Raw genomic sequence first — 15,744 nt, forward strand, 5'->3', positions numbered from 1 at the left:
TAAAAGCAGCAGAATGAGGATCTCTTCTGCTGTTTTGGTTTTCTGGAAGACCGGAATCAGGAGAACCCTATTTACAGGAATGCCTGTGTAAGCAGATATTTTCCGGCAGTTAAACTGTATTTGTTGAATAATATTTGGGAAAGAAATCTATTTTCAGAAAAGCAAAGATAAAATGAAAAATAGTAAAATTTATCTTGCAATTTATACTTGGAACGTGTAATATTAAACTATAAGTAGAAAAACAGCAATTACCGGGGCTTACAGCTCCATAGCGAAAGGAGGACAACATGAGCGTTCAGTTGCTGGATAAAACAAGAAAAATCAACAAACTTCTGCATAACAGCAGTTCCAGTAAGGTAGTTTTCAACGATATCTGCCAGGTCCTGATGGAAACCCTGAGTTCTAATATTCTGGTGCTCAGTAAGAAAGGAAAGGTTCTGGGCGTCAGTTTATGTCCAGGAGTGGAAGAAATTACAGAGCTTATTGAGGATAAGGTCGGAGGTTATGTGGACTCCTTATTAAATGAAAGATTTCTTGGTGTTCTGTCCACGAAAGAGAACGTGAATCTTCAGACATTAGGATTTGAGCATGTTTCAGGAAGCTATCAGGGAATCATCAATCCTATTGATATTGCAGGTGAAAGACTGGGTACTGTATTTATGTATCGTTTCGATAAACCGTATGATATTGAGGATATTATCGTCAGTGAATATGGAACTACAGTGGTAGGACTTGAGATGATGCGTGCTGTCCATGAAGAGAATGCCGAAGAAGACAGGAAACAGCAGGTAGTGAAATCAGCCTTTAATACACTTTCCTTCTCCGAACTGGAAGCGATCATCCACATTTTTGATGAGCTGGACGGGGATGAGGGAATCCTGGTTGCCAGCAAGATCGCAGACCGCGTGGGAATCACCCGATCTGTTATTGTAAATGCACTGAGGAAATTTGAAAGTGCAGGTGTGATCGAATCCAGATCTTCCGGTATGAAGGGAACCTACATTAAGGTACTCAATGAAGTGATCTTTGATGAACTGGAAGAGATCAAGGCACAGAGAAATAAGAAATAATAAAGACACGATATGAAAAGAGAAGCTCCGGTGTATCAGCTTTTATACAGGCCTGAACGCCGGGGCTTTTTTTGGTCTCGGGCAGAAAGTTTTTCTGAATAAAATTATTTGTAAATTAAGAAAACAAGAGAAAAACAGAGTAAATAAGAGTAAAAAAGAGAATATCATTAAAAATATAATGCTAAAACAACTTGCGAAATTACCCCTTTTTCAATAATATAAGGACAGTGATTAGCACTCGAGGTAAAAGAGTGCTAGCAAAAATCGGCAGGGTTTGACAGATGCCGGAACAGCTGCTGAAAAAGGCGGCAATCATTCGGAGATTAAAGGAGGATTATAGATCATGACATTAGTACCTTTAGGTGACAGAGTTGTATTAAAACAGGTTGAAGCAGAAGAAACAACAAAATCCGGAATCGTTCTTCCGGGACAGGCACAGGAGAAACCACAGCAGGCAGAAGTAGTAGCTGTAGGACCTGGCGGAGTAGTTGATGGCAAAGAAGTAAAAATGGAAGTAGCTGTAGGTGATAAAGTTATCTACTCCAAATATTCAGGAACAGAAGTAAAGATGGACGGCACAGAATACATCATTGTAAAACAGAATGATATTCTTGCAATCGTTAAATAAGACACAACAGACAGTAATATAGAAAGATCAGAATTTAAACAGGAGGTCATTTTATCATGGCAAAAGAAATTAAATTCGGCGCAGAAGCCAGAGCAGCTCTTGAAGCTGGTGTAAATAAATTAGCAGATACAGTAAGAGTAACATTAGGACCGAAAGGAAGAAACGTAGTTCTTGACAAACCATACGGTGCTCCGCTTATCACAAACGACGGTGTTACAATCGCAAAAGAAATCGAACTGGAAGATGGATTCGAAAACATGGGAGCTCAGCTGATCAAAGAAGTTGCTTCCAAAACAAACGATGTAGCAGGTGATGGTACAACAACAGCTACTGTTCTTGCACAGGCTATGGTTCACGAAGGAATGAGAAACCTGGCAGCAGGCGCTAACCCGATCATCCTCAGAAAAGGAATGAAGAAAGCTACAGATGTAGCTGTAGAAGCAATCAAGAACATGAGCCAGACAATCAGCGGCAAGAAACAGATCGCAAACGTTGCATCTATTTCCGCAAGCGATGAGACTGTTGGACAGTTAGTAGCAGATGCTATGGAAAAAGTTTCCAAAGACGGCGTTATCACAGTAGAAGAATCCAAGACAATGCACACAGAACTTGACCTGGTAGAAGGTATGCAGTTTGACCGTGGATATGTTTCCGCATACATGTCAACAGACATGGAAAAAATGGAAGCAAACCTGGAAGATCCATATATCCTGATCACAGACAAGAAGATCAGCAACATCCAGGAAATCCTTCCATTACTGGAGCAGATCGTAAAAGTTGGTGCGAAACTTCTCATCATCGCTGAAGATGTAGAAGGTGAAGCTCTTACAACCCTGATCGTAAACAAATTAAGAGGAACATTCCAGGTAGTAGCTGTCAAAGCTCCGGGATATGGCGACAGAAGAAAAGAAATGCTTCAGGATATTGCAATCCTTACAGGCGGCCAGGTAATTTCAGAAGAAGTTGGTCTGGAACTGAAAGATGCAACTATGGAACAGTTAGGACGTGCAAAATCTGTTAAAGTTGCAAAAGAGAACACAGTTATCGTTGATGGTATGGGTGACAAAGATGCAATCGCAAACCGTGTTGCTCAGATCCGTGGACAGATCGAAGAAACAAAATCTGAATTCGATAAAGAAAAATTACAGGAAAGACTTGCAAAACTGGCTGGCGGCGTAGCTGTTATCCGTGTTGGTGCTTCCACTGAAACAGAAATGAAAGAAGCGAAACTTCGTCTGGAAGATGCTCTTGCAGCTACAAGAGCAGCAGTAGAAGAAGGTATCATCGCAGGTGGCGGATCTGCTTACATCCACGCATCCAAAGAAGTTGCAAAACTTGCTGCAACTCTGGAAGGTGACGAGAAGACAGGTGCAAACATCATCCTGAAAGCTCTGGAAGCTCCTCTGTACCGCATTGCTGCAAATGCAGGACTGGAAGGCTCCGTAATCATCAACAAAGTAAGAGAATCCGAACCGGGAATCGGTTTCGATGCCCTGAACGAAAGATATGTAGACATGGTAGGTGAAGGTATCCTTGACCCTGCAAAGGTTACAAGAAGCGCTCTTCAGAATGCTACAAGTGTTGCATCTACATTACTGACAACAGAATCTGCTGTTGCAATTATTAAAGAAGATACACCTGCACCGGCTGCTAACCCGGGAATGGGAATGATGTAATCTTATAAAATAATTTAGACATACAATCTTCACATGAAAACGGGACCGTCGTCATAGACGATGGTTCCGTTTTATGATATAATGAACCTCAAAGGTCCGGAATGTCCGGAACCGGAACACAAGAAAAGGAGAAAAGAAGAATGGGTGATCTGTATTCAGAACTTCTGGTAAAAAGAGAACGCACAGCTAAAGACAGTCTGGTGAAATACGGTCTGATCGTTCTGACAGCACTGGCTGTTTTTGCAGGACTTTTTATCACTCCGCTGCTTCTTATCGCAGCGATCATACTGGGAATTGCGTGCTATTTCGTGATCCCGAAGACAGATGTGGAATATGAATATCTGTTTATCAATGGAGATTTCGACATTGATATGGTTATGGCGAAGACCAAGAGAAAAAGAGTAAAGAGTTTCAAACTGTCAGATGCAGACCTGGCAGCACCGTTAAATTCACACAGAATGGACTACTATAATGGAAATCAGAAGATGAAAGTACTGGATTTTTCATCAGGAAATCCGGAACATAAACGCTACGGTGTTATTACCAGACTGGACGGGGATACCTGCAAGATCATCCTGGAGCCGGATGAGAAACTGGCACAGGCTATGAAAAATTCAGCACCCAGCAAAGTTTTTTTGGATTGACACGGAATCTGATTTTTGTTACACTGTTACACAAAATAAAGGACCAGTTACTGGTTCCTTATTTTTATTGTAACTGTTCAGTAACTTCACAACAGACTGCAGGATAGTTACTTTTTATTACTAAATTAATTTCATATACGCAAGGGAGGAAATGCAATGGGTACTATCATTGGTGAAGGCATTACTTTTGATGACGTTCTGTTAGTTCCGGCATATTCAAAGGTAATTCCGAATCAGGTAGATGTTACAACGTACTTAACCAAAAAAATCAAACTGAATATTCCTATGATGAGTGCAGGTATGGATACGGTAACAGAGCATCGTATGGCAATCGCCATGGCGCGTCAGGGCGGTATCGGTATCATTCATAAGAATATGTCCATTGAAGCACAGGCAGAAGAGGTAGATAAGGTAAAACGTTCTGAGAATGGTGTTATCACAGATCCTTTCTATTTATCTCCTGAACATACACTTAAGGACGCAGATGAGTTAATGGCGAAGTTCCGTATCTCCGGTGTGCCGATCACAGAAGGCAGAAAGCTGGTCGGTATCATCACCAACCGTGATCTGAAATTTGAGACAGATTTCACTAAGAAGATTAAAGAGTGCATGACTTCTGAAGGACTGATCACAGCCAAAGAAGGAATCACCTTGGAAGAGGCAAAGAAGATCCTCGCCAAATCCCGTAAAGAGAAATTACCCATTGTAGACGACAACTTTAATTTAAAAGGTTTAATCACCATCAAAGATATTGAAAAACAGATCAAATACCCTCTGGCAGCCAAAGATGAGCAGGGACGTCTGCTCTGCGGTGCAGCAGTGGGAATCACAGCGAATGTCCTGGCACGTGTGGAAGCACTGGTAAAGGCTTCTGTAGATGTGATCGTAATCGACTCTGCACATGGCCATTCAGAGAACATTCTGAAAGCTGTACGTGAGATCAAGGCCGCATATCCTGACCTTCAGGTAATTGCAGGAAATGTTGCTACAGGTGCTGCTACAAAGGCTCTGATCGATGCCGGTGTAGATGCAGTGAAGGTAGGTATCGGACCTGGATCTATCTGTACTACCCGTGTTGTTGCAGGTATCGGTGTTCCGCAGATCACAGCAGTTATGGACTGCTATGAAGTTGCCAACCGCTATGGCATTCCGGTTATTGCAGATGGTGGTATCAAATATTCAGGAGATATCACGAAAGCCATCGCAGCAGGAGCTAATGTTTGCATGATGGGAAGCATGTTCGCAGGATGCGATGAGAGCCCGGGAACATTCGAACTGTATCAGGGAAGAAAATATAAAGTATACCGTGGTATGGGATCTATCGCTGCTATGGAGAATGGAAGTAAAGACCGTTATTTCCAGGAGAATGCGAAGAAGCTTGTTCCGGAAGGTGTAGAAGGACGTGTTGCTTACAAGGGACATGTGGAGGACACTGTATTCCAGCTTATGGGTGGTCTTCGTTCCGGTATGGGTTACTGTGGAGCCGAGAATATCGAAACTCTTAAGACTACAGGAAGATTTATTAAGATTTCTGCTGCTTCCCTTAAGGAATCACATCCTCATGATATCCATATTACAAAGGAAGCTCCGAACTATAGCGTAGATGATAAATAAATAACAGAAAGATATGCCCGGCTGGCAGCAGGGAAGGATCCGGTTGGTGATCTTTTCACTGCTCCTGCGGGGCATCTTTTTTTCCAAAAACAGGTGACCAAAGAGAAGATGATTTCGAAAAAGGGGAACAGCGAAACAAAGAAAACTGGAAAAACAACCCAGACCACAGTACGAAAAAGTGCCAGACCTTCCCGCACAGTACAAAAGACCTCACCGGCAAAGCCTCGAAAAAAGAAGGTATCTGTCAGAAGGGCCGGAACCCGTAAGTCTTCCAGAACCAGCAGAGTTTTTCAGAGAAATCTGAGAGTATTTCTGGCTTTTCTGGTATTTCTGGCAGTTGCGGGGGTAATTGCAGGATACTGGATGAGCCGACAGCAGGAAGAACAGATAGAAAGTGACAGTGGGAGCACAGACGGTCCTGAAAAGTGGATGCAGGAGGGAGCTCCTTATATTGATGTAGAGCTGCTCACGCCCAATGAATATTCCAGACCTCAGATCCCTATTAGCAGTGTGCAGTATATCGCAATCCATTATACAGCTAATCCAGGGGCGACAGCCATGGCCAACAGGGATTACTTTGAAAACCTGGCCAGTACCCAGGAAACAAAGGTGAGCAGTCATTTTGTGGTAGGACTGGAGGGTGAAGTGGTCCAGTGTATTCCTACATCGGAGATGTCCTATGCGACCAATTCAAGGAATGTGGATACACTTTCCATAGAGTGCTGCCACGCAGATGAAACGGGGAAATTTAATGATTCTACCTATGATTCGGTGGTGAAGCTGACCGCATGGCTGTGCACCAGATTCGGACTGACATCCGAGAATGTGATCCGGCATTATGATGTCACAGGTAAGGACTGTCCGAAATACTATGTGGAGAATCCGGATGCATGGGCGCAGATGAAAGGAGATATTGCAGCGCAGATTGAAACGGATTATGCGCTTCAGAGTAATTAAAAGAGGTAACATAACAGAACGGTAGCAGCAGAATTACCGGGCATGGAGCGAAGAGCAACAAAATAGAAAATCAGCATGGAAAAAAAATTTTTGTCTTGAAATCACGGAAGAAGTATTGTACTATAATAACAGCGTGTGAGTTTTTCACAACAGTGCCTGCATGACTGGCGGAAGTAGGAGTACCTACAGGGAGTGCAGCGTAGAGATAAGCCGACCGCCTGGGCAGCCTGGAGATAAAGGGTTTCCCAGGCTTTTTTTGACCTTATTTATAAGAAAAGGAGAAAAATTATGGAAATGTTATCACTGGAAAAAGAACTGAAAGAGAATTCCTATCCTGGAAGAGGAATTGTGATCGGACGTTCTGCAGACGGTAAGAAAGCAGTGACAGCTTATTTCATCATGGGCAGAAGCGAGAACAGCAGAAACAGAGTATTTGTAGAAGAGGGCGAGGGAATCCGCACACAGGCATTTGACCCGTCCAAACTTACAGATCCAAGCCTGATCATCTACGCACCTGTACGTGTACTGGGAAACAAAACAATCGTAACCAACGGAGACCAGACAGATACGATCTATGAAGGAATGGATCATCAGCTTACTTTCGAGCAGGCGTTAAGATGCAGGGAATTCGAGCCGGACGGCCCGAACTACACACCTCGTATTTCCGGTGTGATGCATGTAGAGAACGGCAGATTCAACTATGCAATGTCAATTCTCAAGAGCAATAATGGAAATCCGGATGCATGTAACCGTTATACATTTGCATACGAGAATGCCATTGCAGGAGAGGGTCATTTCATTCATACCTATAAATGTGACGGAAATCCACTTCCAAGCTTCGAGGGAGAGCCGAAACTGGTAGCAATCCCGGATGACATGGACGAGTTCGCAGAGCTTCTCTGGAACAGCCTGAATGAAGATAACAAAGTTTCTCTGTTTGTGAGATATATTGATATTGAAACAGGTAACTATGAGAGCAAAATTATTAATAAAAATAAATAACAGAAAATTAATTTCAGAATACTTATTTGATTCGTACGGAGGATTAATATAATGAAAGAATTCGAATTAAAATATGGCTGTAACCCAAATCAGAAACCTGCGAAAATTTATATGGCAGACAATTCAGAACTTCCGATCAAAGTTCTTTCCGGAAGACCTGGATATATCAACTTCCTGGATGCATTTAATGGCTGGCAGCTGGTAACAAACCTGAAGAAAGCTACAGGACTTCCGGCGGCAACATCCTTCAAGCATGTATCTCCTGCAGGTGCTGCAGTGGGGCTTCCTCTTACAGAGACTCTGGCGAAGATTTACTGGGTAAATGATATGGACTGGAAGAATTTTTCCCCGTTAGCATGTGCTTATGCAAGAGCACGTGGCGCAGACAGAATGTCTTCTTTCGGAGATTTCATTTCTCTTTCAGATGTATGTGATAAAGATACTGCACTTCTTATTAAGAGAGAAGTATCTGACGGTGTGATCGCACCTGGATATACAGAGGAAGCTCTGGAAATTCTGAAACAGAAGAAAAAAGGCAATTACAATGTGATCCAGATTGATGAAAATTATGTACCGGCTCCACTGGAACATAAAGAAGTATTTGGCGTAACTTTTGAGCAGGGACGCCAGGAACTTGTGATCGATGATGAGATGCTTTCCAATATTGTGACTGAGAATAAAGAGCTTACAGAGGAAGCGAAACGTGATATGAAGATTTCTCTGATCATCCTGAAATATACACAGTCCAACTCCGTATGTTTCGTAAAAGACGGGCAGGCAATTGGTGTTGGTGCAGGACAGCAGTCACGTGTACATTGTACAAGACTAGCAGGACAGAAGGCTGATAACTGGTTCCTCCGTCAGTGTCCGAAGGTGCTGAACCTGCCGTTTAAAGAGACGATTTCCCGTGCAGAACGTGACAATGCGATTGACGTTTACATTGGAGAGGAATATATGGATGTACTTGCTGACGGTATGTGGGAGAAAACTTTCACAGAGAAACCGGAAGTATTTACGAAAGAGGAGAAACGTGTATGGCTGGATCAGATGACAGATGTTACACTGGGATCTGATGCATTCTTCCCATTCAGTGATAATATTGAGCGTGCGCATAAGAGCGGGGTGAAGTACATTGCTCAGCCGGGTGGTTCTGTGCGTGATGCGGATGTGATTGATACTTGCAATAAATATGGAATTGTGATGAGCTTTACTGGAATCAGACTGTTCCATCACTAAGAAAATTTTGGCGTGGGGACGCGCGGGAGCCAGAAGGTGTTTGACCGCGGTTTCGGAGCCTAAGAAAAACTAAGTGCCTGGGAATCTGCTAAAGGCATGTAAAAAAATCTCAAACTCGCCGACGAGCGGCTCAGACAGTGAGATTTTTTTACATAACGCAGATTCCCAGGCACTAACTTTTTCTAAGACTCCTGCAAATGTGGTCAAACACCTTCTGGCTCCCACGCTGGTTGTTGGAAAATGTGTTCAGATTTAAAATAGGAGACTGTTCGAAAGGAAGAGGACGGTATGTGTGAAATATGATACAGAGAAAGGTGCCTGCTGAATTAGAGGAAATAAAAAAGAATCAGCAACTGGCTGATTCTTTAAGAGCGATAGACGGGGCTCGAACCCGCGGTCTCGACCTTGGCAAGGTCGCGCGTTACCAACTACGCCACTATCGCATTGGGTTGTCTTAATAACAAAATATATATTACTACAGGTGTGGGGATTTGTCAAATGTTTTTTGGAATTTGTTCGAAAAAATTCGGGAATTTGAAATTTTGGTGAACTGTGGGGTGGTAAATTGCAAATGGGGAGGGGGTGTGGTATGATGGGGGAGATTTGAGGGCTGGTTTGCGTCCGGGATATGTGGATGGGAATCCGGCGGTTGTTTGAGTTTGGGCAGGTGACTGTGCGATATAAAGGAGATGTGATTTATTGATGAAGAGAAGATTGCTGGCGGCTTTGCTGTGTGCGGTGTTGGTGGCTCCTTCCGGGAGTGTGACAGCTTCAGCGGAGATCCTGGATTATGAGGGGACGTTGAATTCTTATAAGCAGGATAACAAGACGCCTCAGATTTTTGAGATAGATAATGGCAGCGGGAAGAGTGTGAGTGTCATGGCGAAGTCAGATACGGTAACTGTTTCTGCGAAGTCTACTTATATCCGGTTGAAGCCGGGGAAGAATGGAGAGAAACTTCAGAAGGTGTATCTGGGAACTTCCATGGATCGGGTGGCTGTCTGTGATAATGGATGGAGCAAGGTGAATTATGAAAAGAAGACCAAAGATGGCACGAAGAAGATCATCGGGTATATTCCTACCGCGAAGATAGATAATGGAGATCAGGTGGAAGAGACGAAGGGTACATTTACTGCGTTGAAGGACAGCGATATTCTGGATTATCCGGGAAAGAAGGACGGAGAAGTGGTAGGAGAAGTGATCCAGGAGGATTCAGTGAAGCGGCTTGCTACCATTAATGAGATCTGGAGCCAGATATCCTATAAGAAAGAGAATGGAAAGAAAGGGATCGGATATATTCCTACCAGTGTTTTGGAGAAGACCACTTCTGCCAAGGCAGCAGCGAAAGCGGAAAAGATTGCCAAGGTTGATGGTGAAGAGGCAGGGGTGATCCATAAGAGTAAGGGCGAGGGGGTTTTCGCTGATGCTGTGGATGGTGTTACTGCATCTAAGGATCCTTCTGTAGATGGAGTACAGGTGGGGACTCCTGTTGCTGTGTCTTCCGATGCATCGTTGAAGCCGCTGGGTACATTTAAGATCACTCATTATTGTCCGTGCAGTATCTGTTGCGGTCCGTGGGCTAATGGAGTTACCTCTACCGGGGTGACTGCGACGACCAACAGAACGATTGCTGTAGATCCGACGCAGATTCCATATGGGTCCAAGGTTGTGATCAATGGGCAGGTTTATGTGGCTGAGGATTGTGGAGGTGCGATCAAGAAGAATTGTATTGATATTTATGTTGCGACTCATGAGGAAGGGGAGGAGAAAGGGGTTTATTATACAGATGTTTATCTGTTGCAGTAAAGGTGTTTTTTATAATAATATAGAGTGATAAAAAAACGGGTGTATGTCATATGACATACACCCGTTTTGTATTTTGGTTTGTAAAGGAATTAAAAAATGCCCAGAGCCGGAATCGAACCAGCGACACGAGGATTTTCAGTCCTCTGCTCTACCAACTGAGCTATCTGGGCATTGATGGTGATAATTACCACGGGTTTTATATTATCATATTGGGTGGGGGAATGCAAGAAATTTTTTGAATTTTTTGAAAAAAGAGAAAATTAGGGGTTACTGTGCACGGAGTGAACAGTAACAATTAGGGCGTTTAATGGGGATGCTGCGAACAATAAATGTCTTCTGACACGGCTTCGGAGGCAGGAAGCTAAGTATTGATACACCTCATGCAGATGTGTCAGAAGACATTTATTGTTCGCAGCTGGTTATTGGAAGAAACTATTTGTTATTGGAAAAAGCTATCTTGCCATGAGGTAGATCTTTTCTATGTCTTTCATGTTGAGCTGTTTGAAGACGCCAATGGTGCGGGTGTCGTGGAAGCTGCATTTGAAGGCGAGGTCGTGGATTTCCTGTTCGGTGAGATCCAGGCCTAGTTCGTGGAGATTGGTGGGCATATTGATGGAGCGGAAGAAGTCTTCCATAGCTTCGATTCCTGCAAGAGCTGTTTTTTCGAAGTCAGTTCCGCAGGGGATATCGAATATATTGGTTGCGAACTGTGCAAAACGCTCAGGATTTACCTGATAGACATATCGAGCCCAGCTGCCCCAGATTGCTGCCAGACCGGCACCGTGGGTGACATCGTAGACTCCGCCCAGTTCGTGTTCAAGCTGATGGCATGCCCAGTCACCACCGCCTGTGCCGCATCCTGTCAGTCCGTTGTGGGAGAGACTTCCTGCCCACATGATTTCGGCTCTGGCGCTGTAGTTGTCCGGTTCTTTCATAAGGATGCGGGCGTTGTAGATAACAGTCTGCATGAGGGATTCGCTGATGCTGTCAGTGATCTCCATGGTTTCAATGTTTACGAAGTAGCGTTCCATGGTGTGCATGAGGATATCTACACAGCCGCTTTCTGTCTGGTACTGTGGGAGGGTGTAAGTGAGTCGGGGATTTAAAATGGCAAATTTGGGTCTGCAGTAATCGGTTTTTGCACATCCTCTTTTTTCTTTGGTTTCTTCATTTGTGATCACGCTGGAACTGCTCATCTCACTTCCGGAAGCTGCGATTGTAAGGACTACACCGATGGGCAAGCAACCGGTAGGAGTTGCTTTTTTCAGACAGAAATCCCATACATCTGTGTCTGGATCTGCCACACCATATCCGATGGCTTTGGAGGAGTCAATGACACTTCCACCGCCTACAGCCAGAATGAAGTCTATATTTTCTTTTTTGCATAATTCAATTCCTTCACGGACTTTGGAAAGATGAGGGTTAGGTACAACACCGCCCAGAGTGACAAATTCAATTCCTGTCTCTTTTAAATTAGCAGTAATTTCATCAATCAGTCCTGAACGGACAGCACTCTGACCGCCGTAATGGATAAGTACTTTGTGTGCACCATATTCTTTCAGCAGGGAAGCTGTCTGAAGGTGGGTATCTTTGCCGAAGATGATGCGGGTTGGGGTATAATATTCAAAATTTCTCATAATATTTAGTTTCCTCCTTTAATTTTTTGTGATAGTTACTTTATCAAATCAGGTAAGTACGTTGTTTCATAACGAAGGCTTGTCAAAAAGTGCAGGATATTTATTAGATTAATATTTCTTTTTTATATTAAAGCAAATAATGAAAAAATAGTCAAAAAATATTAGAAAATTTAAAAATAAAAATCTAAATATTTTTGATACGCGGACAAATGTCTTTTTGGAATTGACACGATGGATAGAATTCGTTATAATCGGGATAATTACTGAGCATATAACGAAGGAGGATTATTAAAATGTATTCAATCAATGACGTAGCAAAGACAGACAAAGATATCGCGGATCTGATCGAGGCGGAGTTTGCACGCCAGAATTCCCACATTGAGCTGATTGCTTCAGAAAACTGGGTAAGTAAAGCAGTTATGGCAGCTATGGGAAGCCCCCTTACAAATAAATATGCAGAAGGATATCCGGGGAAGAGATTTTACGGAGGATGTTCCTGTGTAGATGAGGTAGAAACTCTTGCAATTGAACGTGCGAAAGAATTATTCGGATGTGAATATGTAAATGTACAGCCGCATTCAGGAGCACAGGCAAATATGGCAGTCTTCTTTGCGATGCTGCAGCCGGGAGATACAGTAATGGGTATGAATCTGAACCATGGTGGACATCTGACACATGGAAGCCCTGCCAATATGTCCGGAACCTACTTTAAGCCAGTATATTATGGGGTAAATGATGATGGTGTGATCGATTATGAAGAAGTCAGAAGAATCGCCATTGAGAATAAACCAAAGTTGATCGTAGCAGGTGCGAGTGCCTATGCCAGAATTATTGATTTTAAGAAATTCCGTGAGATCGCGGATGAGGTTGGTGCTTATCTGATGGTGGATATGGCACATATTGCAGGCCTGGTAGCAGGAGGACAGCATCCAAGCCCAGTCCCTTATGCAGATGTTGTAACGACAACTACACATAAAACTCTGCGTGGACCAAGAGGTGGTCTGATCTTAAGCAGTGCAGAGAATGCAAAGAAATTCAACTTTAACAAAGCTGTATTCCCGGGAATACAGGGCGGTCCTCTGATGCATGTGATTGCTGCCAAAGCCGTATGTTTCAAAGAAGCACTCCAGCCGGAATTTAAAGAATATGCAAAAATGATCGTTGAGAACGCGCAGGCACTTTGCAAGGGACTTCAGAAACGAGGCATTGACATCGTTTCCGGTGGTACAGACAATCACCTGATGCTGGTTGACCTCAGATGCCTGGGTGTTACGGGTAAACAGATGGAGACTCTTCTTGATGAGGTAAACATCACCTGCAATAAGAATGCAATCCCGAATGATCCACAGTCTCCATTTGTTACAAGTGGTGTACGTCTTGGAACAGCGGCAGTTACTTCCCGCGGGATGAAACCGGAAGACATGGACAAGATCGCAGAAGCAATCGCTATGACTCTAAAAGAAGAAGGAAGCCAGGAAAAAGCGAAAGCAATCGTCAAAGAACTTACAGACAAATATCCGCTGGTTGGATAAGAAATATTTTGTGGGTATTGAATTAATTTGATAAGAAAAAATAAGATTAGAAATACCAAAATTCCTTATACGTTGTAAACAGGAATTTTGGTATTTTTATTACTGTCGAAAATGTCAGTGTTAAATCCTGAAGATGGGGAATGATAAAGAAACAGTCAAAATAAATATAGAGGTTGAATCTGAATTTAAAAAATTAAATGAATATTAAATAATTTAACAAAAATGTAACATCCATGTTGACATTCTTAGATTAACGTAATATTATGTAGAGGTAGCATATTACTAATATTTTAGAAAGAATAAAAGGAAGATATGCTATGAGATTAAGAAAGTTATTATGTGCAATGACTGCCAGTGCAGTTCTGTTGAGAGGAACTTTCCCGGCTGCTGCATATGAAAGTATGCAGACACAGGTAACAGAGAGCATTCAGGAAAACTATAGAGATGAAGGAATCCTGATGAAAAAGAAACTGAATTTTGACTATTATGGAAAATATGAGAATAACATTTACAGCAATCAGAAACTTATATAATGTGAAACAGGAACTTATAAAATTTCATGCGCAGCTGCCAAAGGATGGAAAGTAAAAGAAATTACCTGTATTGTAAGCTTGTTGTCTCCGGAAGTATATGATATATTAAAAAAGGATTAACAAATACAGCAGACAAACAGCAGGATACCAAGGGGAAAATCAAATGAATATAAAGAAAATATTGTGCGGAGTACTTGCGGGACTGCTTTTGTGTATGGGGACTCCGGGAAATGTGCTGGAGGCACAGGGGAAAAGTACTGTTTCAAATCTGTTTAGCAATGGTACAGAAACGAAACCGGAACTGAACAGCCAGCCGGTAGTTACCTTCCGTTACAGCAATGGGAAAATATATAAAAGATATACCGTATCCAATGGAAAATTAAAACTGCCGTCCATGGCAAACAAAAAAGGCTGTACATTTATGGGCTGGTCCAAAGTTAAGGGAAGAACAGCCAATCCGGCGTATGAATCCGGTGATACTATAACTGTAAAAAGCAATATGAATCTATATGCAGTAGAATTCAGGCGCAGTGCAGAGCCGAATCTTTCAGGAAAAAACATTCAGATGCCGCGAAAGTATTCCAGGGTGATCTTTGTGGGCGATTCCAGAACCTATGCCATGGGAAAGGTGGTCAGTGAAAAGTTCGGCAAGAATGCATTTCCAGATGTTTACTTTGTGGCGAAAACAGGTTCTACATTGGACTGGCTGGAAAGTACCGGGGAATCTAATCTTATGAATATACTGGCATCCGGCAATGGGAAAACGGCTGTAATATTTAATCATGGGGTGAATGACCTTAATCATAACTGGAGCAATGTAAATGTAAAAAGTCTGGCAAATACATACACTTCTTATATGAAGAAACTTGGCAGAACACTTCAAAAGAAAAACTGCGATCTTTATTATATGTCTGTAAATCCTCTGAATTCCGGGACATCGGCACGTCTGGGACGTCATGACCCTCAGGAAATCCGACAGTTTAATCAGCGGCTATGCAGACAGCTTGGAGGAATGTATCAGTTTATTGATACATATTTTTACCTGAGAAAGAATGGATACGGAACTGCCAGATGGCTGGACAGACAGAATGAAGATGATGGACTGCATTATACCTATAAGACTTATAAAAGAATTTTCTCTTACTGTATGAAGTCCATAAATTCCCTGAATGTATCAGGAGATTATGTAAGTAAGAAATTTTAACCGAAACTGCGAAGCAGATATTCGGCTATGAGCAAGTAGCAGAGCAGATTGCGAATATCCGCTTTGCTACTTGTTTTATTTTGTCAGTTTCTGCCAGAAACAGAAGATACTTGTGATGATTATAAAATTTACTAATTTTATCCAGATAAAAGATGGATTTTTCATAGAAAACGTAGTATAGTAATAAATACATTGAAATGTGATT

The 15,744-nt window shown here is 42.5% G+C and carries 13 protein-coding genes, 2 tRNA genes and 1 riboswitch; of the genes, 12 read left to right on the top strand and 3 right to left on the bottom strand.

Translation table 11 applies throughout. The annotated features are described in order from the left end of the window. The first annotated feature begins 287 nt into the window (after positions 1-287). The 8 genes from codY to R8695_RS03965 all read left to right on the top strand — a co-directional run bounded on the left by codY (position 288) and on the right by R8695_RS03965 (position 8,827). On the top strand, positions 288-1,070 hold the full coding sequence (codY, locus tag R8695_RS03930; protein ID WP_118510147.1) for a GTP-sensing pleiotropic transcriptional regulator CodY: 783 nt from the start codon (positions 288-290) through the stop codon (positions 1,068-1,070). 343 nt (positions 1,071-1,413) lie between these two features. Beyond that, positions 1,414-1,698 (top strand): co-chaperone GroES, encoded by a 285-nt coding sequence (gene groES / locus R8695_RS03935; RefSeq protein WP_008705701.1) that lies wholly within the window; start codon positions 1,414-1,416, stop codon positions 1,696-1,698. A 56-nt stretch (positions 1,699-1,754) separates the two neighbouring features. Further along, a complete protein-coding gene (gene groL / locus R8695_RS03940) occupies positions 1,755-3,374 on the top strand; it encodes a chaperonin GroEL (protein ID WP_154780709.1) in 1,620 nt (539 codons plus the stop codon). 140 nt (positions 3,375-3,514) lie between these two features. Continuing rightward, complete coding sequence (locus tag R8695_RS03945; protein ID WP_118510141.1) at positions 3,515-4,018, top strand: DUF6106 family protein; 504 nt, start codon at positions 3,515-3,517, stop codon at positions 4,016-4,018. Positions 4,019-4,174: 156 nt separating this feature from the next. Beyond that, entirely contained in the window at positions 4,175-5,632 is a 1,458-nt protein-coding gene (gene guaB / locus R8695_RS03950; protein ID WP_118510139.1) for an IMP dehydrogenase, read from the top strand. Between the two features lie 108 nt (positions 5,633-5,740). Beyond that, the gene (locus R8695_RS03955) at positions 5,741-6,589 is read left to right on the top strand and encodes a peptidoglycan recognition protein family protein (RefSeq protein WP_308418859.1); all 849 of its coding nucleotides are present in this window, start codon (positions 5,741-5,743) and stop codon (positions 6,587-6,589) included. Positions 6,590-6,739: 150 nt separating this feature from the next. Next, positions 6,740-6,820, top strand: a riboswitch (ZMP/ZTP riboswitch). Between the two features lie 57 nt (positions 6,821-6,877). Then, positions 6,878-7,591, top strand: coding sequence for an IMP cyclohydrolase (locus R8695_RS03960; protein WP_154780708.1), 714 nt, complete (start codon positions 6,878-6,880; stop codon positions 7,589-7,591). A gap of 51 nt (positions 7,592-7,642) precedes the next feature. After that, positions 7,643-8,827 (top strand): phosphoribosylaminoimidazolecarboxamide formyltransferase, encoded by a 1,185-nt coding sequence (locus R8695_RS03965; RefSeq protein WP_118510135.1) that lies wholly within the window; start codon positions 7,643-7,645, stop codon positions 8,825-8,827. A 370-nt stretch (positions 8,828-9,197) separates the two neighbouring features. Here R8695_RS03965 and R8695_RS03970 read toward each other — a convergent pair. Further along, a tRNA-Gly gene (locus tag R8695_RS03970) sits at positions 9,198-9,270 on the bottom strand. 259 nt (positions 9,271-9,529) lie between these two features. On the opposite strand from R8695_RS03970, the gene R8695_RS03975 reads away from it, so the two are divergent. Continuing rightward, positions 9,530-10,633, top strand: a complete 1,104-nt coding sequence (locus R8695_RS03975) for a 3D domain-containing protein (RefSeq protein WP_154780707.1) — start codon at positions 9,530-9,532, stop codon at positions 10,631-10,633. A 97-nt stretch (positions 10,634-10,730) separates the two neighbouring features. Here the strand turns inward: R8695_RS03975 and R8695_RS03980 are convergent. After that, a tRNA-Phe gene (locus tag R8695_RS03980) sits at positions 10,731-10,803 on the bottom strand. Positions 10,804-11,085: 282 nt separating this feature from the next. Further along, entirely contained in the window at positions 11,086-12,270 is a 1,185-nt protein-coding gene (locus R8695_RS03985) for an iron-containing alcohol dehydrogenase (RefSeq protein ID WP_154780706.1), read from the bottom strand. 293 nt (positions 12,271-12,563) lie between these two features. On the opposite strand from R8695_RS03985, the gene glyA reads away from it, so the two are divergent. The 3 genes from glyA to R8695_RS04000 all read left to right on the top strand — a co-directional run bounded on the left by glyA (position 12,564) and on the right by R8695_RS04000 (position 15,539). Beyond that, positions 12,564-13,802, top strand: a complete 1,239-nt coding sequence (glyA, locus tag R8695_RS03990) for a serine hydroxymethyltransferase (protein WP_154780705.1) — start codon at positions 12,564-12,566, stop codon at positions 13,800-13,802. A gap of 317 nt (positions 13,803-14,119) precedes the next feature. Then, on the top strand, positions 14,120-14,335 hold the full coding sequence (locus R8695_RS03995) for a hypothetical protein (protein WP_154780704.1): 216 nt from the start codon (positions 14,120-14,122) through the stop codon (positions 14,333-14,335). A 163-nt stretch (positions 14,336-14,498) separates the two neighbouring features. Then, complete coding sequence (locus tag R8695_RS04000; protein WP_154780703.1) at positions 14,499-15,539, top strand: InlB B-repeat-containing protein; 1,041 nt, start codon at positions 14,499-14,501, stop codon at positions 15,537-15,539. The last annotated feature ends 205 nt before the right edge of the window (positions 15,540-15,744 follow it).

Source organism: Blautia luti, assembly GCF_033096465.1.
GTDB classification, from domain to species: domain Bacteria; phylum Bacillota; class Clostridia; order Lachnospirales; family Lachnospiraceae; genus Blautia_A; species Blautia_A luti.